The 25,234-nt window shown below is 35.3% G+C and carries 17 protein-coding genes; 7 read left to right on the forward strand and 10 right to left on the reverse strand.

Annotation, left to right across the window (positions count from 1 at the left end):
- Positions 1 to 19 precede the first annotated feature (19 nt).
- On the forward strand, positions 20 to 1,237 hold the full coding sequence (locus tag VB248_RS19395; protein ID WP_323298483.1) for a bifunctional 3,4-dihydroxy-2-butanone-4-phosphate synthase/GTP cyclohydrolase II: 1,218 nt from the start codon (positions 20 to 22) through the stop codon (positions 1,235 to 1,237).
- Between the two features lie 117 nt (positions 1,238 to 1,354).
- Here the strand turns inward: VB248_RS19395 and VB248_RS19400 are convergent, their stop codons facing one another.
- Both VB248_RS19400 and VB248_RS19405 read right to left on the reverse strand, forming a co-directional pair.
- Positions 1,355 to 1,774, reverse strand: a complete 420-nt coding sequence (locus tag VB248_RS19400; RefSeq protein WP_323298484.1) for a hypothetical protein — start codon at positions 1,772 to 1,774, stop codon at positions 1,355 to 1,357.
- Positions 1,775 to 2,047: 273 nt separating this feature from the next.
- The gene (locus VB248_RS19405; protein WP_323298485.1) at positions 2,048 to 3,289 is read right to left on the reverse strand and encodes an ABC transporter permease; all 1,242 of its coding nucleotides are present in this window, start codon (positions 3,287 to 3,289) and stop codon (positions 2,048 to 2,050) included.
- 190 nt (positions 3,290 to 3,479) lie between these two features.
- Between VB248_RS19405 and VB248_RS19410 the strand changes: the two genes are divergently transcribed.
- A complete protein-coding gene (locus VB248_RS19410) occupies positions 3,480 to 6,425 on the forward strand; it encodes an FAD-binding and (Fe-S)-binding domain-containing protein (RefSeq protein ID WP_323298486.1) in 2,946 nt (981 codons plus the stop codon).
- A 176-nt stretch (positions 6,426 to 6,601) separates the two neighbouring features.
- On the opposite strand, the gene VB248_RS19415 is transcribed toward VB248_RS19410, so the two are convergent.
- Positions 6,602 to 10,963, reverse strand: coding sequence for a T9SS type A sorting domain-containing protein (locus VB248_RS19415; protein WP_323298487.1), 4,362 nt, complete (start codon positions 10,961 to 10,963; stop codon positions 6,602 to 6,604).
- A 108-nt stretch (positions 10,964 to 11,071) separates the two neighbouring features.
- On the opposite strand from VB248_RS19415, the gene VB248_RS19420 reads away from it, so the two are divergent.
- Positions 11,072 to 11,518, forward strand: coding sequence for a hypothetical protein (locus VB248_RS19420; protein WP_323298488.1), 447 nt, complete (start codon positions 11,072 to 11,074; stop codon positions 11,516 to 11,518).
- Between the two features lie 94 nt (positions 11,519 to 11,612).
- On the opposite strand, the gene VB248_RS19425 is transcribed toward VB248_RS19420, so the two are convergent.
- A complete protein-coding gene (locus VB248_RS19425; protein ID WP_323298489.1) occupies positions 11,613 to 12,734 on the reverse strand; it encodes a redoxin domain-containing protein in 1,122 nt (373 codons plus the stop codon).
- A 178-nt stretch (positions 12,735 to 12,912) separates the two neighbouring features.
- On the opposite strand from VB248_RS19425, the gene VB248_RS19430 reads away from it, so the two are divergent.
- Positions 12,913 to 13,689: an amidohydrolase gene (locus tag VB248_RS19430; protein ID WP_323298490.1), complete on the forward strand. Its 777-nt coding sequence runs from the start codon at positions 12,913 to 12,915 to the stop codon at positions 13,687 to 13,689.
- A 62-nt stretch (positions 13,690 to 13,751) separates the two neighbouring features.
- Here the strand turns inward: VB248_RS19430 and VB248_RS19435 are convergent, their stop codons facing one another.
- The 3 genes from VB248_RS19435 to lysS all read right to left on the reverse strand — a co-directional run bounded on the left by VB248_RS19435 (position 13,752) and on the right by lysS (position 17,939).
- Positions 13,752 to 15,251 carry a Do family serine endopeptidase gene (locus VB248_RS19435; RefSeq protein ID WP_323298491.1) on the reverse strand — a complete coding sequence of 500 codons (1,500 nt, stop codon included), beginning with the start codon at positions 15,249 to 15,251 and terminating at the stop codon, positions 13,752 to 13,754.
- A 263-nt stretch (positions 15,252 to 15,514) separates the two neighbouring features.
- Positions 15,515 to 15,961, reverse strand: coding sequence for an Hsp20/alpha crystallin family protein (locus VB248_RS19440; protein WP_323298492.1), 447 nt, complete (start codon positions 15,959 to 15,961; stop codon positions 15,515 to 15,517).
- Positions 15,962 to 16,226: 265 nt separating this feature from the next.
- Complete coding sequence (gene lysS, locus VB248_RS19445) at positions 16,227 to 17,939, reverse strand: lysine--tRNA ligase (RefSeq protein WP_323298493.1); 1,713 nt, start codon at positions 17,937 to 17,939, stop codon at positions 16,227 to 16,229.
- Positions 17,940 to 18,213: 274 nt separating this feature from the next.
- Here lysS and VB248_RS19450 point away from each other — a divergent pair, with 274 nt between their 5' ends.
- Positions 18,214 to 18,621 (forward strand): LytR/AlgR family response regulator transcription factor, encoded by a 408-nt coding sequence (locus VB248_RS19450; RefSeq protein ID WP_323298494.1) that lies wholly within the window; start codon positions 18,214 to 18,216, stop codon positions 18,619 to 18,621.
- 157 nt (positions 18,622 to 18,778) lie between these two features.
- Here the strand turns inward: VB248_RS19450 and VB248_RS19455 are convergent, their stop codons facing one another.
- Positions 18,779 to 19,402, reverse strand: coding sequence for a porin family protein (locus VB248_RS19455; RefSeq protein ID WP_323298495.1), 624 nt, complete (start codon positions 19,400 to 19,402; stop codon positions 18,779 to 18,781).
- Between the two features lie 222 nt (positions 19,403 to 19,624).
- Here VB248_RS19455 and radA point away from each other — a divergent pair, with 222 nt between their 5' ends.
- Positions 19,625 to 21,001: a DNA repair protein RadA gene (radA, locus tag VB248_RS19460; protein ID WP_323298496.1), complete on the forward strand. Its 1,377-nt coding sequence runs from the start codon at positions 19,625 to 19,627 to the stop codon at positions 20,999 to 21,001.
- A 50-nt stretch (positions 21,002 to 21,051) separates the two neighbouring features.
- Here radA and VB248_RS19465 read toward each other — a convergent pair whose 3' ends face one another.
- Together VB248_RS19465 and VB248_RS19470 are read right to left on the reverse strand one after the other, a co-directional pair.
- A complete protein-coding gene (locus VB248_RS19465) occupies positions 21,052 to 21,456 on the reverse strand; it encodes a hypothetical protein (RefSeq protein WP_323298497.1) in 405 nt (134 codons plus the stop codon).
- A gap of 1 nt (position 21,457) precedes the next feature.
- Positions 21,458 to 22,405 (reverse strand): hypothetical protein, encoded by a 948-nt coding sequence (locus tag VB248_RS19470; RefSeq protein WP_323298498.1) that lies wholly within the window; start codon positions 22,403 to 22,405, stop codon positions 21,458 to 21,460.
- A gap of 129 nt (positions 22,406 to 22,534) precedes the next feature.
- Between VB248_RS19470 and mutS the strand changes: the two genes are divergently transcribed.
- Positions 22,535 to 25,225: a DNA mismatch repair protein MutS gene (gene mutS, locus VB248_RS19475; protein ID WP_323298499.1), complete on the forward strand. Its 2,691-nt coding sequence runs from the start codon at positions 22,535 to 22,537 to the stop codon at positions 25,223 to 25,225.
- Positions 25,226 to 25,234: the final 9 nt, after the last annotated feature.

The raw sequence follows: 25,234 nt of genomic DNA on the forward strand, positions 1-25,234 counted from the left end.
AGATTTTACCAAGAAAACAATGTCAAAGATAAAATTAGATAGCATCGAAGAGGCGATTGAAGCAATTCGCCAAGGCAAAATTATCATCGTAGCTGACGATGAAGACCGTGAGAATGAAGGGGATATGATCTGTGCTTCTGAAGCAATGACACCCGAATTAGCCAATTTTATGATTCGTGAGGGACGTGGCTTAATGTGCGTTACCCTTACAGAAGAACGTTGTAAAGAGTTGGACTTAACGATGATGGTAGGCTCTAATACCGCCACACATGAAACACCTTTTACCGTTTCTGTCGATTTGCTCGGACATGGATGCACTACTGGTATTTCTGCACACGACCGCTCCAAAACCATTCAAGCTTTAGTGGATGAAAAGACCAAACCAGAAGATTTGGGCAGACCGGGACATATTTTCCCTTTGAAAGCTCGTTCTGAAGGAGTACTACGCAGAACTGGACATACAGAAGCCGCTATGGACTTTGCTAAATTAGCAGGTTTCAAACCATCAGGTGTATTAATTGAAGTATTAAACGAAGATGGAACAATGGCTCGTCTTCCAGATTTAAGAGCGATTGCTGATAAATTTGATTTGAAATTAGTAACCATCAAAGATTTAGTAGAGTATCGTTTGAAACACGAAAGCCTTATCAAACGTGAAATTGGCGTAGATATGCCCACTGAATTTGGTCACTTTGATTTAATTGCTTTCAAACAAATCAACACGGGTGAAACGCATTTAGCATTGACTAAAGGTACTTGGGAAAAAGATGAACCTGTATTAGTACGTGTTCACAGTTCTTGTGTTACGGGTGATATTTTTGGTTCTTGTCGTTGCGATTGTGGCGGACAATTACACCGTGCGATGGAAATTGTTGAAAAAGAAGGCAAAGGCGTAATCTTGTATATGTTCCAAGAAGGAAGAGGTATCGGTTTAATCAATAAATTGAAGGCCTATAAATTACAAGAAATGGGTCGTGATACTGTGGAAGCTAATTTGGAATTGGGCTTTAAAATGGATGAAAGAGATTATGGCGTAGGAGCATCTATTTTAAGAGATTTAGGCTTGAGTAAAATCCGATTAATTTCTAACAATCCAAAGAAAAGAGCAGCCCTATTTGGTTACGGTTTAGAAATTGTAGAAACTGTACCTATCGAAATCGCTTCAAATCCTTATAATGAAGATTATCTCAGAACAAAAAGAGATAAAATGGGACATACCATTATGGAAGATAAATAATTGAGAGATTTATTGATTTCGGATTTCAGGTGTCGGATTTTGGATTTGTATAGTATTTTCTAACATTTCCGAAATCCCCAATCCAAAATCCGAAATCAATAAATCACAATCAAAAAATCAAGGTGCTTCGTCAGCACGAGTAATGAAGTATTCAGTATCGCCCATCCACGAAAACTTCAAATATCTTTGTTCATAATGCAAGCGAATTCTTTTTCCAGTAAGCATTGCATCCTCTAATCGTTTCACTATCGCTGGGTCTTCTGAATCTACCGTAAAAGCCCAAAGGTTGTTTGCCATATTACCAGCTTGTCCTTGAGCCCCAACGTTCAATTCTCCTTCATAAGTTTTGAAAATATAGCCTTTTCTTGAAAACTTAGAAACTACTCCTGCCCTATCGCCTTCTGAATAAGCTATTTTTGTTCCTAAAAAACTAAGAACAAGAGCGAACAATACAAGTCCGATAAATCCGTATAATAATTTTCTTAAAAAATTCATAGTTGCGTTTTTGGCAGTACTGATGTGGTCGTTTAATGCCATTTTGTTAATGTTAAAGGAAAAATAAAAAAGGAATGAAGCCTTACAAAGATATTGATTTCTTTTGTTAGAACTTGAAAAAAAAGAAGGCTAATTTTTACTTCTGCAAAAGAGTCTCCATTAATCAAATTGTAGTTTCCTAATCGTTAATTTATTTGTTTTGATTCAGCCTGATTAGTTTTGACAACTTTTAAAAAGTTGTCAAAACTAATCAAAACAAAAAAGAACTGAATATCTTGCTGACATTCAGTTCTTTTTGTTTTATCAGAAAAATAATTATTTAGAACGAATAGCAATCACAGGGTCTAATTTGGCAGCTATCCAAGCAGGAATAATGCCTGAAATGATACCAATTACAGTGGCGGTCATTAAGCCAATTACTACATTACCAATTGTCAAGGTTAGTTTTAATGAACCAAAATTAATGTGCGACATCAGCCAAACTAAAAATATCCCAAAAGCTCCGCCAATTAAGCTCAAGAATACGGCTTCAAATAAAAACTGAAATAAAATAAAGTAATTTTTAGCTCCTAAAGATTTTTGAATACCGATAATATTAGTACGTTCTTTTACCGAAACAAACATAATGTTGGCAATTCCGAAGCCCCCGACTAATAAAGAAAACAGGGCAATGATACCTCCGCCGACATTCATACTGGCAAAAATAGATTCAAAAAACTTCACTGCACCATCTAAACGATTGATAGAAAAATTACTTTCTTGGGTTGGTTTCAGTCCTCTCCTACTTCTCATCAAACCTGTTACTTCTCCTTCCAAGGTTTCTTGTCCTTTGTCCCAATCAAAAGCCTTTACAGCAATATCAGGCTCAGGATAATCTTTTTGAAACACACTTGAATAAGTAGTATAAGGAATGTAAGCTCGTTCGTCGGGCGAACCACCCAAACTAATCAAGTCTTCTCCTTTTTTCTTCATCGTACCAATTACTTTAAACTTGATACCATTAATTTTTATCGTTTGTCCGATTACATCCGCCATATTCGGAAACAAGGCTTCTTTAACCGAAGCTCCCAAAATCACAACAAAAGCAGAATTATCGGTTTCGTTAGTCAAGAAATATCGTCCATCCTCCACAGGTACTTCCGAAATAAGATTGTATTCATAACTCACGCCATTCAAACGAGTTTCCATACTATTATTTCCATTTTTCAAAGTGGTAATTCGCCCATCAATGATAGAAATTGCCTGTGAGTTTTCGAGATTATCAGCCAAATACTTGTATTCACTGTATTTCATGGTTGGTCGATTGATATATTTCCACCAAGGATAATTATTGCTCATTACCCAAGGCCATTTACCAACATACACTACACCTTTTCCGAAAGAATCAATCTGTTCACGAATACCCATATTCATGGAATCCACAAAAGAAAAAACAGCAACAATCGAAAAAATACCGATTGTTACGCCTAACAGAGACAATACTGTACGCAACAAATTGGTTCGGAGGGCTTGCCATGCGAAACGAATACTTTCAAATAGTTGTCTGAGGAATTTCATAAAATCAATAATATTAGTATTTAACAAGATAAATTTAAAAGCTCAAGTTTAGACAAGCAACTACGAAATGACAAATGGAGTTTATGAATAGCTTGATGGTAAAATTTGGGTAAGACTGGAAAAAAAACTTCTGTGTTTTATTAAATGGAATTGAATCATGTAAATTTACGAGCAAATTACCTTCAAAGATATGTCTTCTAAAATTACGATTTCTGATTTCAAGTTTTTCCACGAGTCTTTTTCTGGCGAACTTTATTACGATAATTCTGCTCTCCACAATGCTCAAAAAATCCTGTATTCTACCGACGCTTCGGTGTATCAAGAAAAACCTTTGGCAGTGGCTCTTCCCAAAAACACTGCCGACATCAAGGCTTTGATAAAATTGGCAAGAGAATTCAATCTTACCCTTATTCCACGTTCGGCAGGTACTTCTTTGGCAGGACAAGTAGTCGGGAAAGGCATTGTAGTTGATATTTCAAAATACTTTACCAATGTATTAGAAATCAATCAAGAAGAACGTTGGGTACGTGTACAACCGGGCGTTATCAGAGATGATTTGAATGTGATTCTTAAACCATTCGGTTTACTTTTCGGTCCAGAAACTTCTACTTCAAACCGAGCGATGATTGGTGGAATGATTGGAAATAATTCTTGTGGATTACATTCAATCGTTTGGGGAAGCACTCGTGACCATTTGATTTCGGCAAAAGTATTATTAAGTGATGGTTCGGAAGTAGAATTTGGAGAACTGACAAAAGCAGAATACTTCAAAAAAGTAAATGCTAAAACTTTAGAAGGAAAATTATACGGAGATATTTTTAGAACGCTCAACAATCCTTTCAACCAAGAAGCGATTGAAAAAGCTTATCCAAAGAAAACGTTAAAACGCAGAAATACAGGTTACGCCTTAGATATGTTGGTGGACAGTGAAATGTTTTTACCCGACAGCGAAAAGCCTTTTAATTTCTGTAAATTATTGGCAGGTTCAGAAGGAACACTGGCTTTTGTGACCGAGGCAAAGCTGAATTTATTGCCATTACCTCCCAAAGAAACCGCTTTGGTTTGTATTCACTGTAATAGTATTAAAGATTCTTTGCAAGCCAATTTAGTTGCCCTGAAACATCAACCAATGGCTTCTGAATTGGTGGATAAGTACATTTTAGATTTTACAAAAGGACATCCTGTTTACGAAAAAAATCGCTTTTTTATCCAAGGCGACCCAGCAGCGATATTGATGGTAGAATTTATGGAAGAAAGCGACGAAGTGTTGAACCAGAAAACTTCTGCTTTGATTGCCGACCTCGAAAAAGCGAATATCGGTTACGCATATCCTGTGGTGAAAGGAGCAGAAACCACGCCAGCTTGGGATGTACGAAAAGCAGGTTTGGGATTAATTCGTAATTTAAAAGGTGATATTCAACCTGTGAATTTGATTGAAGACTGTGCAGTTGCTCCAGAAGATTTGCCAGCTTATATCGTTGATTTACAAGCACTTTTGAAGAAACATCAAATCAATGCTTCGTATTATGCTCATGCAGGAGCAGGCGAATTGCACGTTGAGCCGATGATAAATCTCAAAACGCAAGAAGGAAAAACTTTATTCAGAACAGTGTTGAAAGAAACGGCTGAATTAGTAAAAAAATACAATGGTTCACTGAGTGGCGAACATGGAGACGGACGATTGAGAGGTGAATTTATCGAAAGCGTTTTGGGCAAAGAGGTTTTTAGCTTGTTGAAAGAAGTAAAAACGCTTTTCGACCCAAAGAGTATTTTCAATGCCAATAAAATTGTGAATACACCGCCGATGAATGAATTTTTGCGTTATGAAGCAGGCAAAGAAAATCCTACCATTGATACTTATTTTGATTTTAGTAATCAAGAAGGCATTTTACGTTTGGCAGAAAAATGTTCGGGTTCGGGCGATTGCCGCAAGACAGAAGTAACAGGCGGAACGATGTGTCCGAGTTATATGGCAACTCGAATGGAAAAAGACACGACACGTGCCAGAGCGAATATTTTACGTCAGTTTTTAACCAATTCAGCACAAGAAAATCGTTTCGATCATCAGGAAATTAAGGAAGTAATGGATTTATGTTTGTCGTGCAAAGGCTGTAAATCTGAATGTCCTTCAAAAGTAGATGTGGGCAAAATGAAAGCAGAGTTTTTACAACATTATTATGATGTTCATGGCGTGCCTTTCCGTACAAAAATGATTGGTAATTTCACTAAATCACAGGCATTGGCGTCGAATTTTCCTGCCTTATATAATTTTATTGTCAAAACACCGCTTACCGCCAGCATTACCAAAAAAGTACTGGGATTTGCTCAAGAAAGGTCGATACCCACTTTAGGAAAAACGACTTTAAGAGCTTGGGATAAAAAACGAGTTTCAACAAAAACTGACAAAAAAGTATATTTATTCTGTGATGAATTTACCAATTACAACGATGTAGAAATTGGTAAAACCGCCATTTCTTTACTCACGGCTTTGGGTTATGAAGTAATTCTTCCCGAACATTTAGAAAGTGGCAGAACTTATTTATCAAAAGGTTTGGTGAAAGAAGCCAAGCAAATTGCGATTGAAAACGTAAAAAGTTTATCGAAAATCGTTGATAATAATACGCCAATTTTAGGCATTGAACCTTCTGCCATTTTGACTTTAAGAGATGAGTACTTGGAATTAGTTCCCGCAGAATTATTAGCAGATGCCGAAAAAGTAGCCCAAAATGCCTTTTTGATTGATGAGTTTATTGCACAAGAAATTGATAGAAAAGTATTGAGTAAATCATTATTTACGCAAGAAAAGAAACTGATAAAATTGCATGGACATTGTCATCAAAAAGCCTTATCGTCTTTATTAGCCACAAAAAAAATGCTTTCATTCCCAGCCAATTATGAAGTACAATTAATTCCTTCGGGCTGTTGCGGAATGGCGGGTTCGTTTGGTTATGAAGAAGAACATTATGAAGTCTCGATGAAAGTAGGCGAATTAGTACTTTTCCCAACCATCAGGAAACAATCAGCAGAAGTAATTATTGCCGCACCCGGCACAAGTTGTCGTCATCAAATCAAAGACGGTACAGGCAGAATTGCCCAGCATCCCGTAGAGATTTTGTGGGAAGCGTTGGTGAAGTGAGAGTGATGAATTAGTAGTTTTCGGATTTCAGATGTCGGATTTCGGCTTTATTAAATTAAAATCGTTTTATCAAATTAATTTCCGAAATCAGAAATCCAAAACAGCTCTATTTATTTTACTCATATTAATAATCAAAACGCCAACGTTGAAAAATCTCAACATTGGCGTTTTATATTTTAAAGCTTAATAATTTTAAAAGTTGCTTCTTTTGTTTCTTTTAATACCCGTAAAAAGTACGTTCCAGAAGCATTTTTTGAAATATCAACCTGTTTCTGTTCTCCTCTTAGAACCTGTTCTTGAACTATTTTTCCAGAAAAATCTATCAATTGAATACTTAGTTCTTTATCCTTAGCTTCAATTTGAATCACATCAGAAGTAGGATTTGGGAAAACACTTATGCCCAGTTTTCCTAATTCTTCTAAGGCTGTAACTAATTCTATTTTCACAGTTGAAGGGCTAAGAATTGTTCCCGTACCGCAAGTACCATTACTTACTGAAAAAAGTCGATAAGCAGTATTAGCCACGGGATTTAGCGTAATACCATAGTTATTTGTATTAGTAGAATACATTTTAGCACTTAATTCATCAGCACCTATATAAAAAGTAAATGGAGGTGTTCCTGTAAAAGTAAGGTTGATGGTGACAGGTTTACTTTCGTTAAAGTAATATGATTCAGACTCAAAGCGACCTGTGATAGCTTCTAAAATTGTAAAAGCAACATTAGAACTTGTAGCAACAGCATCTGCATCACTGGCTACAACTCTAAAATAATATCCAAATCCTAATGGTAAATCCAACGGAATAGTTACTTTCAACGGACTGGTATTCCCTTCGGTAACAAGGTCTTTGTAATTTTTACCTGTACTATCAGAGATTTGAACTTTGAATTTATTCTGTTCAGAAAAAGTACCTTTTGTGACAAAGTATATATTTTGAACAGAACCACGGCATAAAGACGTAGAATAGAATGAAATATAAGAAAGAGCCACTTGTTTAGATACATTGGGGTTAACTGTCACGGTAGCATTTCCAGACATCTTTCCAGTACCACAAGTATTTTGAATTGATTTTAAAGTATAAGTAGTGGTACTGGTTGGAGAAACTAATAAAGAACTTGGCCAATTTGTACTCAGATAAATGTTTCCGGATGAACCATCGCTAAGTTCATAGCTTACATAATCTTGAACATTATAATTATTTCTGTCACCATTCGTTAATCCTTTATTGTTTTTAAAAAATATATAAGCAGATTCGCCTTGGTTAATAATCGGGTTTCCGACAATACTTACATCGAGTGGCTCAGTTAAAACTATGTAAGCTATCTCTTTTGTCTGATAAGGGTTAGTACTTTCTATCTTTATTTTATAGCCTCCTCTCTTTAATTGATTGCTGAGTGGAATAAGAACATTCCCTGACTTTGAAGTAGTTAGTAACTTTGTAGTTAAGCCATTATCATCGGTTGCAAAAATCTCGAAAATATTATTTTTTTCAAACCCACCTATAGCACTAAGTTTAGCTTGGATATTTCCACCAATACAAAAAACATTTGAACTTGCATTTAGGAGACTCAAATTAACTACTGGGCGAGTCGTAACTTTCACAGTTCCAGAAGCCTTTCCAACCCCACATTCATTTGATATTGATGCTAAAGTGAAAACAGTATTCTCAGTTACAGTCTTTACAACTTCAAGATAAGTTGAATACGTAAGTAAACCAGTAGTTGTATTGTTTTTATCATCTACAATCAAATATCTAACACCTTGATAATCTGTAAACTTCAATTGACCAGTTAATGAAACCGATTGACCAGCATCAATCGTTGTTTCTGACTTCCCATCACTCAACTTTAATGTTAATTCTGGTAGATACTTTAAATTCAAATCAATTTCGTTAGACTGTACCAAATTATCGCTACTCACAATTCGGATTTTATAACTAAAGTTTTTTTCACTTTCCGGAATAGTAAGTAAAGCAGGACTTTGCTTAACATCTGAAAGAATAGTTGTAAAATTATTTTGACCAGATTTAGCTATCTGAACATAGAATGTCACATCTGAACCAACCTTTCCAACAGTATAAAAATTAATAGGTATTTTAAAGTTACTACAATAAGCACCCGAAGGATTATTATCATAAGTATAAAATTTACTAACTATTTTATAAGGTTGCACCTTTACAACTACATCTTCTGTACTTACTTTTCCAACACCACAGGCATTACTTACAGATTGAACACCAAAAACGGTTGTCTGGCTTAGTGGTCTTCCCAAATAAAAAGAGTTTGTATAATTACCAAGCTCATATACTACTTTCGTTCCATCTTTATAGAGTACATCTACCTGCCCTCCTCCAGAAACTCCTGCATATATATTTGGGATTTGACCTACCAATAATTCACTTGAAGCATAATCTGTTATAGATATGGTAGGGCTTGTTCTAACGGCTATTTGTATTTTATTACTATAAAATATTGGATTAGTGGATGATGCTTTAAGATAATATATACCTTGTGCTAAGTCTGAAGGAATCAATACTTCTGCTATTCCAGCTTTGATCGTGCCTATGGTTCTCTCCGATATGTAATAATTGTCTGAAGTTAGTATTAATGTGAACTGATTATCTTGTCCGAAATTACCCATGGCACTCAGATTAATATTGACCTTTTTGCCTGCACAAACTTCTAAAGGTTGAGGACTCTCAGAGGTCAGTTCTAAAGAATAATCAACTTTCCCAACATTTACCTGTTTGGAAATCGGAGAAGAATAATTACTAGTACCACAGGCATTGGAGACTGAAGCCACGGCAATACTTCCAGTTTTAGCAAAATAAACAGAAATACTACTACTCATTTCAAAACTAAAATAAGTGTGATCTATTTTGTATTTTCTATTATCCGATAACACTACTTCGTAGGTATCTCCACCGCTCAAAACAAGATCAATTGGCAATTCTTGTGGAGTTTCCAATTTTATGGTTGATGTATTGATAATTGAAGCAGATGGAGCAGCCTGTACTGTAATCATATTCGGTGAAAATATTATATTAGGTGTTTCTGCCGTATAAACACCAGCAAAAAATGTAACATACCCAAAATCGTTTAAAAGAGTCATTGGAAGCGTAAATGAGGCTACATTTTCTCTGATAACCGTTCCAACAATGTCTTTATGAATATATCCTTCAACTATATTAAATTTATCATTAGTTAAACGAATCATTACATTACTCCCAACTTTTATAGATTGATTACTTGAAAATTTAACTTCACAAGTACTACCCAAACAATATTTACCAGCTTTCAATGAATCGGTTTTAATGCCAGCTTGTACAGTAACAAGTACACTATTGTTTCCCTTACCTACACCACAGATAGAAGAAGTAAATGATTTAATACTGTACAATGTAGTGGTTGTTGGCGAAACGCTTAGCTGTAAACCTCTGTTATATCCGTCGTCAACTGATTCGTTAAAAACTTGCCCATTACTCAATTCAATTGAAAATGGACCATATCCAGAGATAGAGTAATTCAAAGTTGCTGTTTGACCATAACTAATTGTTGTACTTTCTGAAGTAAGTTCAACTTTAGGCTCATTACGAATCGAAATGAAATTTTGATAAATACTTGATTCAATTACTGGGTTCTCGGCAGTAACAATCTTAACCTCGTAATTACCCAACGGAATCGTTTCAGAGATTACCGTTGACAATACTCCATTCTTGTTAGTAGCCTCAAGGTCATAAAATGATGTACTACCAAAATTGGTTTTATCTAAAAGCCTTATGCTAAATTTGGTATTAGCATCCCAGTCTCCTGTTGCTGTATAGTAAACATCCAATTTGCTTTTTCTACAAACATTCAAATTAGAAAGCCCTGTTACTTGTATGCGTTTATCTATTACAGTGATATTTTGTTCCCCCTTAGCAGTGCCTACACCACACATATTTGAAGCTCCAATGATAGAATAAACACCAGACTCATGAGGATTAACATTGAATAAATTTTGGTTGGAATTTGGGTCAAAATTAGTTATGTATATTTTTGAACTATCACTTGTAAACACTTCCATTGGGGTAGAACCCGATAATTTAAGCCCTATCTGAACAGCCTCGTAGGGATAAAGTACTTTCTTTTTAATGCTTGTAAATTCTACAACAGGTAGAGCAAATACAGATTTATATTGTAAAGAATTACTTGTTATCTGAGGAGAAGATGCCACAACTCTAAAATCAGTATTGAAATATCCAGCATTTCCATAAGTATATTTGATAAGACTTTCTGGTAAAGTAAAAATTAAAGTTCCTGATGAGTCTCTGGTACTTACATTTTTCCATGTATTATCACCATCATAACTGTTTTTTACTTGAACGGTAAATTTATTGTTACTTGCAAACTCACCAGTTAGCGAGTATTTAATAAAGGCTCTTTGTCCTACACATAGGTAGTCAGCTTTGCTCGTAACCGAAGAAATTGAAATAGATTGTGCTTGTAATTTAAAGGTAAAAAAACTAAGCAGTAGCAAATATTGAAAAAATCTAAACATAGGTAATTAAAATTATAGAGTTAAAGTTTATATTCGACAAAAATATTTTATTTAGGTTGAATATCCATTTTAATCTTCATTATTATCAATTTTTTACTAACCCATATTATGAAAAAAATCAATTTTTTATTTTTCCTTATGTTGTGTAGCTGCTTAATATCTGCACAGAGTTCTTCAACGATACCTTATCAAATCGCTAAAAGGTATTTTGTTAAAAACACTTATCAACCAAACAGTTTAAAGAACCCTAAAATCCAATCGCAAGAACAATTCAGAGAAATTTTTGGAATGGCTACTGTGATGGGAAAGGATGGGCAACCTACTGTTATTGATTTCAATACGCAATATGTAATTGCCATTATCAAAGATGAAACTACATTCGGTACAACCATTACGCCTCTGAGCTTAACAAAAAACAGTAAAGGAATTATTGAACTAAACGTAGAAGTACGTGAGGGAAAAAGCCAAAGTTATAGGATTGTGCCAACCCTTATTCTTGTTGTGGATAAACAACATCAGGGCAGAGTTGTGGTAAAAGAACAATTTGTAAAATAATAGCTTACTCATTTCAAAAAATCACTTCTGCCGTATCGAACAGAAGTGATTTTTCTTTTATCAAGAATTGGTATTTGTCTTTTTCAGAAAGTACTTAAAAATACCTTCCAACAGAGGGGTTTTCGACAATCAATCTTTTCATTTCTTGAGGATTTATTTGTCCTTGTTTTTGATAAACTACTTTTCCATTTGGTTCAACCAAAAGCGTATAAGGCAATGCTCCTTGCCATTTTGGGTCAATTAATTCTATCAATTTATACGCATCTTCAGAATTGAAAATATAATTTTTATTTGAAGCTTGCAAACGAGTAAGGGTTGCCAAAGCCTTGTCTTTTTTATTAGGCTTATCGGCTGAAATGGTGACAAATTCAAAATCACGCAAGCGATACATGTGATTAATCGTGATAAAATCGGGCAATTCTGCCACACATGGCCCACACCAAGTAGCCCATACGTTGATTAATCTAAGTTTGCCCGAATCATTTTTCAATAATTTTTTTATGCCTTCATCGTCGATTACTTCTATGTTTACTGGTTCTTTGGCATAATCTAATTTTTCTTGTTGGGCTAACTCTCTTTTACCTCCCCATTTTATCGAGCAACCAAACGTTTTAGTTTTGCTGACTGTCACGGGTTTATTGGCTAATAATTCTTCAATAGCATTGCGTGCATCATTATTTTTAGGAGTACCCGTTGGTTTTTCTACATCGTCTATTCTCCCTGAGTATCTTAAAACTCTTTGCTGGTCGAACAGAAAAATATGAGGAGTTGCTACTGGCCCATATTGTTTGGAAGCCTCTTCGCTATCGCCATCATACAAGTATGGAAAATTAAAGCGATGTTCTTTGGCTCTGATTTTCATATCGTTATAGCTATCGCCCAAATCTGTATAACCCATTTCATCCAATCGAACACTTACGGGGTCGTTAGGTGAAATCGCTATCACTTGCACACCTTTTGCCTGATAGTCGCTTACTATTTTTTTGATACGTTCTTCATAAGCCTGAGCTGTTGGGCAATGATTACAAGTAAACACAATCGCCAGTACTTTCGCTTTTGCAAAAGATTTAAGCGAATACATTTTTCCGTCAACGCCTTTTAAATTAAAATTAGGAGCAGTAGCACCTATGGCAAGTGTTGGGTGTTCTTCAATATTTTTGAAGCCCCACAAGGCTACGCAAATCGTAAAGCTTACAAGTATGATTAATTTTTTCATAGTTTTTGAATATTATTTATTTACCTACAAAAGAAGAGGGATTTAGGAAAGATTGTATCTTGCTTTGTTTGCTAATGTTAAATCTGCTTTTCAAAAAAGCCTTGTTGGTACATTTGTTCATGAATCATAAAATCTGTATTTTTGGATAGTCCTGTTTTCGCCCCTAAACATATATCCCATGCAAAATCTCTCTGTAACGCTTATCCAAACCAATTTATATTGGGAAAACTCCACCGCCAATTTGGCGATGTTGGAAGAAAAAATTGCCCAAATTACCGAGCCAACTGACCTCATTATTTTGCCAGAAATGTTCAATACTGGCTTTACGATGAATGTGACAAAAGTAGCCGAACCCATGAATTTCTTTGTAATGAAATGGATGAAGCAACAAGCTGCCCAGAGTAAAGCCGTTATTACGGGTAGTTTTATCGTAAAAGAAAACGAACAGTATTTCAACCGATTGATTTGGATGCGTCCAGACGGAAGTTATGAAAAGTACGACAAACGTCATTTGTTCAGAATGGGCGGCGAGCATCATTCTTTTACAGGTGGCTCTGAAAAAATCATTGTTGAATTGAAAGGTTGGAAAATTTGTCCTCTGATTTGCTACGATTTGCGTTTCCCTGTTTGGTCAAGAAATGTAAATCAGGCTTATGATTTACTCATTTATGTAGCCAATTGGCCAGCTGTTCGCTCTATCGTGTGGGACACGCTACTAAAAGCAAGAGCCATTGAAAATCAGGCGTTTGTAGTTGGGGTCAATCGAGTTGGCACTGATGGCATGGACTTACTTTACTCTGGTAATTCTACGATAATTGATTTTAAAGGAAATCCAATATTTTATCAACGTGACTACGAAGTGGTTGAAACTTATGTATTAAACAAAAAGAATTTAGAGAGTTTCAGAGAGCAATTCCCTGCTTATTTAGATGCTGATACTTTTGAGATTTTATAAAGTATAGCCATAAAAAAACCTGTAAGAACAAGTCTTACAGGTTTTTTTTACAATCAGTTATTCTATTTAAGATAAAATTCGTATTTAACACGAGTACCATCCAAGTCGACTCCTTCAATTCTTACCTTTCCTCTACGATTTGCTAAAACATCAGCTACTTCTTTAGCGTTGCCAACTTCTTTATCATCAATTTTTGTGATAACAAAACCATTTTCAAATCCTTGGTAACCTATACGCCCTTCTGGGTCAACTTCTACAAGTTTTGCACCGCCTTTTACTTTAAACTTAGCTTTTTCGCTTTCAGTTAAATTTGCAATTTTTGCTCCTAAATATTCACTTGTCACCGTCGAAGAAACCGTTTCGCCTTTGATAATGTTGGTATTTCCATCCTTGTTTTTCAAGGTTACATTAAAATCTTTAAGCTCGCCGTCACGGTTTACAGTTACTACAACTGTTTCACCTGGGCGTTTACGACCTACCAATTCCATCAACTTCGCCATAGATTTTGTTTCGATGCCGTCAATTTTTACAATTACGTCATTTACTTTCAAACCTGCCGACTGTGCCGCACTTCCTCCGCTCTTAGCAAAACCTGCTACGTAAACACCACTGTTTACTTTCAAGTCTTTTTCTTCTACTAATTTAGCGTTTACTTCACCGATATTTACGCCCAAATAACCACGTTGAACGTTACCATATTTAATTAAGTCTGCCGCTACTTTTTTCACAATACCTACTGGTACAGCAAACGAATAACCAGCAAACTGTCCTGTACGGCTATAAATGGCTGTGTTGATACCGATTAATTCACCTTTTAAGTTCACCAAAGCACCACCTGAGTTTCCAGGGTTTACAGCGGCATCTGTTTGGATAAATGATTCTAATGGATTCACATCTCCACCATCACGGTCGATGATATTCTGACGACCTTTTGCAGATACAATCCCTGCCGTTACTGTTGATTCTAAGTTAAATGGATTACCTACTGCCAAAACCCACTCTCCTACTTTAATCGCATCCGAATCACCAAAAGTCAAGAAAGGTAAATTACTGGTTTTCACTTGAATAACAGCAATGTCTGTCGAAGGGTCAGTACTAATTACTTTGGCTTTCAACTCACGTTTATCATTCAAAATTACGGTTACTTCATCAGCATCTTGTACCACGTGATTGTTTGTAACAATGTAGCCATCAGCACTGATAATTACCCCAGAACCTGATGCTTCCTGAGTTTCAGGTTGTGAACGACGATTGCCTCCGCCACCAAAACCAAAGAAATCTTCAAATGGGTCAAACATTTGGCGACTCACATTTCGAGTCATCTTTGTTTTAATATGAACAACCGCTGGTGTTGCTTTTTCAGCAGCATAAGTAAATTCACCCGGAGCTCCAGCTGGTACATTACCAGCATCTGAAACCATACGTGTAAATGCAGAAGGGGTATTTGTAAAGAGTGCGTCTGTTTGATTCTTTTCTAAAAATAATTTATAAGCACCAAGCGTTGTAGCACTGCTTAATACCCCAGCAATAGCAAGATTTTTAACATTACTTTTAATTTCCATGATTAGCAATTTTTTTTGTTGAATTATACAAAAAATACAAGATAGAATTACCTATTTTCGGTTAAAATTCACATCTGCTAAATTAACGCTAAAACTTTTTTTAAGGTGCATCACTTAAAAGCTTTTTAACAAATTTTAAGAAAATAGCTTTTGGCTTCAAGCTTTGAGAGATGAGCTTTGAGAGATGAGCTTTGAGCCATGAGCTTGAAAATATCACAAAATTTTCAAAACTCATGGCTCAAAGCTGTTAGCTCATTGCTCAATTAAGCTACCACGATTTCTTTTACTGCTGGTTTGATTTCTTCTTTTTTAGGAAGATTTACGTGCAAAATACCGTCGCTGTAAGTTGCTTCAATTTTTTCGCCATCTACTGATTTTGGTAAAGTAAATGTTCTTTGGAAAGAAGAGTAATTAAATTCTTGACGAGTATATTGCTCTGTTTTCTCTTCGCTCGACTGTTCTTTTTTAGTTGAGATACTCAAACGATTTTCATGAAGACTTAATTTAAAATCTTCTTTTTTCAAACCCGGAGCAGCTACTTCGATTTCAAAAGCTCCGTCATTTTCTTTTACATTCACTGCTGGAATGTTATTGAAAGCTATGTTGTGTTGATGTTTTGATGGATACATGGTGTCTAAATTTTTAAAAATGTTGTTGAAATCTTCGTTGAAAAATTGAAATGCAGGGTTGTTGAATCTTACAAGTTTCATGGCTTTTCTATGTTTAAAATGTTTTCTTATAATGACTAATTAATTTTGTCCGCTCTTTTATTTTCAGAACATCCCTTTTATTTCAAATCCTATACCAATTGAAAATAAATGCCATTTTGTCTTATTTTTGCAAGAAAATTATTTTTTATCATGACAAAGTAGCCGAATTAAATATTTTTGAGCATAAAAAAATGTCATTTCATATCATTCACAACAAAAAAACGGCTAACCCAATGGATTAGCCGTTTTTCTCAATTTTGTATTTTTATTCAAACCATTTAAGTACTTCGTCCTTAGCAGGAATGGCAATATCTAATTTTAGTTTTTTACGCATTCCGCCTAAATCGTTAAATACTTTATTTGGATTGGCTTCTTTCAAAGCAGCAATGGTCATGAAACCCATTTTTTGCAATACAGGAATCCATTCGCTTGGTACGCCAATAGCCTCATACTCTTCGTTAGTAGAAAGTTCAGCTTTCTTTTCTGGACGCATCTGAGGGAAGAATAGTACTTCTTGGATAGTCGTTTGATTCGTCATCAACATCGTCAGACGGTCGATACCGATACCAATACCTGCAGTTGGCGGCATACCGTATTCTAATGAGCGAAGGAAATCTTCGTCCATCGCCATGGCTTCATCATCACCTCTTTCAGCTAATTTGAGTTGCTCTTCAAAACGCTCACGTTGGTCGATAGGGTCATTTAATTCTGAATAAGCGTTGGCAATTTCTTTCCCATTTACGAATAATTCAAAACGTTCAACCAAACCAGCTTTACTACGGTGCTTTTTAGTAAGAGGCGACATTTCAACTGGGTAGTCGATAATGAAAGTCGGCTGAATTAAGTTAGCTTCAACTTTTTCTCCAAAAATTTCATCAATTAATTTACCAGCTCCCATACTTGCATCTACATCAATTCCCCAAGTTTTACAATGCTCACGAAGGCTTGCTTCATCCATTCCTTCTACATTTACACCTGTGTATTTTTCGATAGCCTCAGCAATTGTCAAACGAGTAAATGGTCCTGCGAACTCAATTTCATTTTCTCCAACTTTTACTTTGGTTTGTCCGTTGGTAGCCAAAGCAACTTTCTCAAAAATTTGTTCAGTAATTCCCATCATCCAGTTGTAGTCTTTGTAAGCTACATAAAATTCCAATGAAGTAAATTCTGGATTATGAGTTCTGTCCATTCCTTCGTTACGGAACATTTTACCGAATTCATACACACCATCAAAACCACCCACGATAAGGCGTTTCAAGTATAATTCATTGGCAATTCGCATATATAAAGGAATATCCAAAGAATTATGATGCGTTTTGAAAGGACGAGCCGAAGCCCCGCCATGAATGGGTTGAAGAATAGGTGTTTCTACTTCCAACCATCCTTGGGCATCAAACATTGCTCTCATCGTAGTGATGATTCTTGAACGTTTGATGAAAATATTTTTTACTTCTGGATTAACAATCAAGTCAACATAACGCTGACGGTAACGGGTTTCTGGGTCAGTTAAACCATCATAAACGTTACCATTTTCGTCACGTTTTACAACAGGTAAAGGACGCAACGACTTATTAAGAATCTTAAATTCAGTAACATGAATAGAGATTTCGCCAGTTTGTGTAGTAAACACATAGCCCTTCACCCCGATAATATCGCCAATGTCTAATAATTTCTTAAAGACAGTGTTGTAAAGTGTTTTGTCTTCACCTGGGCAAAGGTCATCTCTACGGAAATACAATTGAATACGTCCTGTGGCATCTTGTAATTCAGCAAAAGATGCACTTCCCATAATTCTGAAAGACATCAATCGACCCGCAATAGAGATATTTTTATAATCAATCTTATTGTTTTCGTAGTTCTTCTGAATATCTTCAGTAGTTACGTTGATTTCGTACTGTTCAGCTGGATAAGGGTCAATTCCCAACTTCATCAATTCTTCTCGCTTTTGTCGGCGAAGTACTTCTTGTTCTGAAAGCATAATTTTCGTAATATGATTTGTTTACTATTACAAATCGTGTTTTGTTACAAAATTAAGGATTATTCACTTGTCTTCAAACCTATAATTTACTGATACATTCATTCATGCCTTTTTAGCCTATTTCTATCAGTAAATTTTTCTTCATTCATGCCAAAAATCGTCAAGTAAAAATACCCAATTTAAAATTAAAGGTATTTTTACGCTAAAATATCCCCTTTTTAGCTTCTTACTTTGTATCACTAAGTAGTAAGATTTCAATCAAACCAATTTAATTATGAGCTTACAAGTACAGTCAAATTATACATATCCGCCTAATTTTTTCACTAACGAAGGTAGAGCTGTTGTTTACTTTGAAAAAGGAAAGACAGCTCTACTTATTGAAGAAATTGTGTTGTGTCAAGGTGTAGGTAATTATACTATTATCCAGTATAAAGACGGTAGAAAGAAATTATTTTCAAAAACGCTTAAAGAATTTTGTGAGCTTTTCGGAGACTTTTATTTTGTAAGAGTGAGCAAAGCGTATTTAATTAATTTAAAGTACTTTAAGGAATGTTCAAACGATGGAGAGCTTTGTGTGATTATGGACAATGAACAGAGAATTGAAATTTCTCGAAGAAGAAGAGGAGATTTCCAAACTGAGTTACAAAGGTTTCTGAAGAAAAAGTCTAAATCAGGCTTTTAGTAACAATAAGAAAATAGACTATTTTAGTGGTTAGGTGAATAGATAACAGCTTTCTGAATTTTTCGGAAAGCTGTTTTAATTTGTACTTTCCAGCATATAACAAATAAAAAAGGCTGTTGAAAATGATTCAACAGTCTTTTTTATAGTAAAATTTTGCTTAGAAAATTTTGTAACCTAAAGTCATTTGCCAAAGATTTCCTTTCTGAGTATAGCTAACTTTTGCTAAATCAGCTACTTTTGACACATCCGAGAGGCTTCCTTCATAACGTAAGTCTAATGAAAGTGAACCTAAGTCGATACCAGCACCCGCTTGGTAACCATAAGAAGCTCCTTTGAAAGATTCTCCGATGTTACTTGAGTAATTTTTAAGGTCATCAGAAATACTATTAGAAACTTTGAACGAAGCCAATGGACCAGCGTTTACTCTAAGAGGACCAAACTTAATACCAATCAAAACAGGCACATCAATACTTGTGTAATTAATACTTACAGTTTCTGAACTTGTACCCGTCCCTAAATTCAAGTTTCCGCCTTTTGCCGAAAACATTAATTCAGGTTGGATGAATAAACCAGTTCCTATACGTAAGTAAGCACCAGCGGCATAACCAGTTTTAGTATCTAAACTTTGTTGGAGATTCGCCCCAATCGACTGATTTTGAAAATCAGTTTTCAACTGAGCAAAGTTCACTCCACCTTTGATACCAAAAGTAATTTGTGCAAAACCAGACTTTGCTGAAGCACAAAAGATTAGAGCAATAAATAAAAAGAGCTTTTTGTTCATAGTTGTAAAATTTTATTTTTCAGAAAGATAACGGTATATTCTTTATGTTGCGTATCTTGATACTTACTTTTTTAGTATAATTTCGCAAAAAAGACGAATAATCTATCGAAAAATAAATTATTGACAAATAAATAAAAATATAGTACAAATATATTTTTTGACGATAAAACTAAAGCTCATTTAACATTATTAACAATTGATAATGAGCGTATTAAATAAAAAATGGCAAAAACTAAAACTTCATTTTTCTGTCAGAACTGTGGCAATCAAGCTCCAAAATGGTTGGGACGATGCCCTTCGTGTGGTGAGTGGAATACTTTTGTAGAAGAAGTAATTCAGAAAGATGAACCTCAAAAAGGCTCTTGGAAAGTAAGTACTTCGTTGAAAGTAGCAGCCAAGCCACGAGCCATTCAAGAAATTAATTATCAAGAACAAGCCCGAATTTTAACCAAAGATGCTGAATTAAATCGTGTGTTGGGTGGTGGAATTATGTTGGGTTCTTTGGTACTTATCGGCGGCGAACCGGGTATTGGTAAATCTACGCTGATGTTACAAATCGCTTTGATGCTGGATTCGCACCGAGTTTTGTATGTTTCGGGTGAAGAATCTGAGCATCAAATCAAAATGCGAGCCGAACGTTTGGAAAACAAAAGCGATAACTGTTTTATCCTGACAGAAACCCAAACCCAAAATATTTTTAAACAAGTAGAGAATTTTGAACCTGATATTTTAATCATTGATTCTATCCAAACGCTTCAATCATCTTTTATAGAAGCTGGAGCAGGAAGTATTTCGCAAGTAAAAGAATGTGCGGCTGAGTTGATGAAATTTGCTAAAGAATCTGGTACTCCAGTTTTTATTATTGGACATATTACCAAAGACGGTTCACTGGCTGGGCCAAAGGTTTTAGAACACATGGTGGATACTGTTTTGCAATTTGAAGGCGACCGACATTTAGCGTATAGGATTCTACGAACTACCAAAAACCGTTTTGGAAGTACTTCTGAATTAGGGATTTATGAAATGTTAAATTCTGGTTTAAGAGAAGTTTCGAATCCATCAGAAATTTTAATTTCACAAAGAGATGAAGACTTTTCAGGAATTACTATTGGAGCGATGTTGGAAGGAAATCGCCCTTTGTTGATTGAAACACAATCTTTGGTTTCAATCGCTACTTATGGTACTCCACAAAGAAGTTCTACGGGTTTTGATGCCAAACGTTTGAATATGTTATTGGCGGTTTTAGAAAAAAGAGGTGGATTCAGATTGGGCAATCAGGATGTTTTCTTGAACATAGCAGGCGGTTTAAAAGTAGAAGACCCAGCGATTGATTTAGCCGTTTGTGCTTCTATCGTATCGTCTTATGAAGATATTTCTATTCCGAGTACAATATGTTTTGCGGCAGAAGTAGGTTTGGGCGGAGAAATCAGAGCGGTGAATCGAATCGAAAATCGTATTTCAGAAGCCGAGAAATTAGGCTTTAAAGAAATTTGGATTTCAAAATTTAACGCTAAGGGCTTGGATGTAAATAATTATAAAATCAAAATAAGAATGGCTTCAAGATTGGACGAAGTGTTTATGCAGATTTTGAGGAAATAATAGACAATTGTCTTCTGGTTCAAAATTTTGAATCAGAAGACAAAACAAATCTAAATTGAAGGGATTACATCCTCGATACTTTGTGCAATTAGAGATTTAATGATATTTTTCACTTTTTCAGAATTAAAAATATCTTTAAGTTTTTCTAAAAGTTTTTGTTCATTATCAATTTGATGAAAATTACCTTCTACTTCTAATTTACAAGGATACATTAACAAGGTATTCTGGCTGATTTTTAAAAGTTGATATTTGTATCCTCCAAGATTTGGAGCAACTATCTCAAACTCATAATCAACTTCATCAAAAGCAAATTGAGATGGTCTTACTTTGATTTTTGCAGTTAGCAAATTTTTAGTCCCTTCGGCTAAAAACTCAGCTTGTTCATTCAAAATTATTTTAGGAGTTCTTGGAAGCTCGTCTAATGAAAATTGTGGCCATAAATTTTCTGTTGTCATTTTATTGAATATTTAGAGTGAACATTAATGGTAAATGATCTGAATAGTTATCGCTATCGGGAATTATGTTTTTTTTCAAAAGACTTTTAGATCCATCATTATCCAAAATTTTTAGACTTTCCTTATCAAAAGAATCAATTAAAGAGGGTCTAATCAATACTTGGTCAAATACGTTCCAATGATAATTTACTAATTCAGCATTTTTGTAATAATAGCTTCCTGCCACATTATTTCCAATATCTCCATGTAAACTCCACATTGGATTGTAAAAATAATCATATTCTTTTTTAGAAATGGTTCTTGATTTGTTCTTTGCAATTTCACTATCCATAATTGCATGAAAACTTTCTGCATCTATCATCCCAACATCAGAAGGATTCATATTAAAATCACCAAGAACTACTGTATTGTATAGGTTTTGTTCCTTTTCTATCTCTTTTACTCTTCTTGCAATCCTTCCTGCATGCGAAGAAATACTTGAAGGCTGGTTATTTCTTCTGTCTGGAAGATGAACCCCAAAAACTAATATCTCTTCTGCAATTGGAAATTTTATTTTAAAACAAGTATATCTATTTTCTGATTCATCCTCAAGAGGTATAATAAAGCTACTACTGAACTTTGTGAATACCTTGATTCTGTCATTTTGAAAAATTGGATTTGGCAATTCATATTCTACCGTTTCTGAATTCAATTCTAAGAGAAGAGAGGCTAAATTAAAATTACATTCTGCTAATAGAAGTACATCAATATTATGATGCTTTGCAATATTAGCAATTTCTTTAATAATGGGTTTTCTATTGACATTCCAGAACAGAAAATTTAATGATTGCATTGTGTAGTAAATTAAATGAGAGCCTAAACAAAAATAAGAAGTAATCAATAAAAAATCAACCCTTCTAATGAATCCATTAGCCTTTAATACGTTTATAAATCTCAAATCTTTTCCCAATTCATAAATTCTTTAAATCGCTCTGTGTATTTTTGTGAAACATTTAATTTTTAATAACAAACTCAAGTTTCAAGCATGATTACTCAAATAAATGATTGAGTAATTTACTTTGAAAATCTTCATACGCACATGGCAAGACCTTCTCAGAATCCTAACGATACTTCAAAATCCACTAAAAAAGCCAACGAAACTCCCCTTGCCAAACAGTACAACCAAATTAAAGCTCGTTATCCAGGTGCTTTGTTGCTGTTTAGAGTAGGCGATTTCTACGAAACTTTTGGTGAAGATGCGGTTCGTGCCTCAAAGATTTTGGGAATTACGCTTACTCGTAGAAATAACGGTACTGCCGACGACCATTTGGCAGGTTTTCCGCATCATTCTTTGGATACTTATTTGCCAAGACTGGTGCGTGCTGGCGAACGTGTAGCAATATGCGACCAACTCGAAGACCCTGCCACTGCCAAAGGAATTGTGAAAAGAGGCGTAACAGAATTGGTTACTCCTGGCGTTTCATACAACGATAATGTACTGGATACCAAGCAAAATAATTACTTGGCTTCACTGAGTTTTTCTTCTTTTTCTTCTGAAATCATTGGCATTTCTTTCTTGGATATTTCAACGGGTGAGTTTCTTTGTTCACAAGGAAATGCGGCTTATATCGAAAAATTATTACAAAGCTTTTCTCCTTCCGAAGTACTTTTTTGCAAGAAAAATCGACAAGAATTTACGGCTTTGTTCGGGGATAAATTCAATACTTTTGGAATTGACGACTGGGCTTTCACTCGTGATTTTACTTATCCGTTACTCACTAATCACTTCAAAACCAATTCTTTAAAAGGTTTCGGTATAGAATCTTTGGCGGAAGGAATTATTGCCGCTGGCGTGATTTTACATTATTTAGCCGAAACTGAACACAAAGAAGTAAGTCATATTTCAAGAATCAACCGTTTGGAAGAAGAGAAATATGTGTGGTTAGATAGATTCACGATTCGAAATCTGGAATTGGTTTCTGCTCAACAAGATGGCGGTATTTCTTTGATTCAGATACTCGACCAAACCACTACTCCAATGGGTGCGAGATTGCTCCGTAAATGGTTGGTTTTGCCTTTGAAAGAAAAAGCTTTGATTCAAGAACGATTGGAAACGGTTTCGTTTTTCAAGGAAAATACTGAACTGCGTGAATTTATTGAGCAACAATTGAAACCCATTGGAGATTTAGAAAGATTGATTTCAAAAGTTGCGGTTCGCAGAATTAACCCTCGTGAATTGGCTACTTTGAAAAGAGCTTTGTCACGCATTGAACCAATTCGTGAATTATTACTCAACTCGGTTCATTCAGAAAATAAAACGGCAACGGCTCAAGCAGCGAACGTGAAAATGCTGAGAAAGTATGCCGACCAACTGAATCCTTGTCAGTTTTTGTTAGATAAAATTGAAAGTGAATTGCGTGATGAATCTTTGCCAATTGTGACCAATCAAGGTGGCATGATTAAAAATGGCGTGGACGATGAATTGGACAGACTTTTGGGCATCGCTCACACAGGTAAAGATTATTTATTGCAATTACAAAACCGAGAAATCGAACGTACGGGCATCACTTCATTGAAAGTTTCTTTTAATAAAGTATTCGGTTATTATTTAGAAGTAACCAATGCCCACAAAGACAAAGTACCCAACGATTGGATTCGTAAACAAACCTTGGTAAATGCCGAACGTTATATTACGCCAGAATTGAAGGAGTACGAAGAAACCATTTTGGGAGCAGAAGACAAAATTGCGGCAATTGAATTTAGAATTTTTAATGAATTGGTAAACGTCGCCAACGATTACGTGCATCAAATTCAGCAAAATGCTAAAATAATTGCGGTATTGGATGTACTGACAAACTTTGCTAAAATTGCCGAGAAAAACAATTATACAAAACCACAAGTTTCTGACAGTAAGGAACTTGTCATCAAAGAAGGACGCCACCCCGTAATTGAACAACAATTACCTTTGGGCGAAACTTATGTGCCAAACGACTTGTACTTGGATGATTCTACTCAACAAATCATCATCATTACAGGGCCGAATATGGCTGGTAAATCTGCTTTGCTTCGCCAAACAGCCTTGATTGTGTTGATGGCACAAATCGGCTGTTTTGTTCCTGCCAATGAAGCAAAAATTGGTATTGTCGATAAAGTATTTACTCGTGTCGGAGCAAGCGATAATCTTTCAAAAGGAGAATCTACTTTTATGGTAGAAATGACCGAAACGGCAAGTATTTTGAACAACCTTTCAGACAGAAGTTTGGTCTTAATGGATGAAATTGGTCGTGGAACAAGTACTTATGATGGCGTTTCGATAGCTTGGGCAATTGCAGAACATTTGCACAATCACGCAAATCATCGTCCAAAAACGCTTTTTGCTACGCATTATCACGAGCTGAACGAATTAGCCAACGATTTTCCACGCATCAAAAACTTCAATGTTTCTGTAAAGGAAATCAACGGCAAAGTAATTTTTATGCGTAAATTGAAAGAAGGCGGTTCAGAACACAGTTTCGGGATTCATGTGGCACAATTGGCAGGTATTCCTCAGCCAGTGGTGTATCGTGCCAGTGAAATTTTGGTAGAATTAGAGAAAAACCGTTCAAAAGAACAACATCGCCAGACGATTCGTGAAATGCCAAAACAGAATTTTCAAATGAGTATTTTCGGTGGAGAAAGTAATCCGAAATTTGAAAAAATAGAAAAACTTTTAAAAAATCTTGACATCAACACCATGTCACCAATTGAGGCCTTGTTGAAATTAAATGAAGTGAAGAAAATCCTAACGTAATGCTCATCA

It is taken from the genome of Arcicella rigui, from assembly GCF_034929435.1.
GTDB classification, from domain to species: domain Bacteria; phylum Bacteroidota; class Bacteroidia; order Cytophagales; family Spirosomataceae; genus Arcicella; species Arcicella rigui.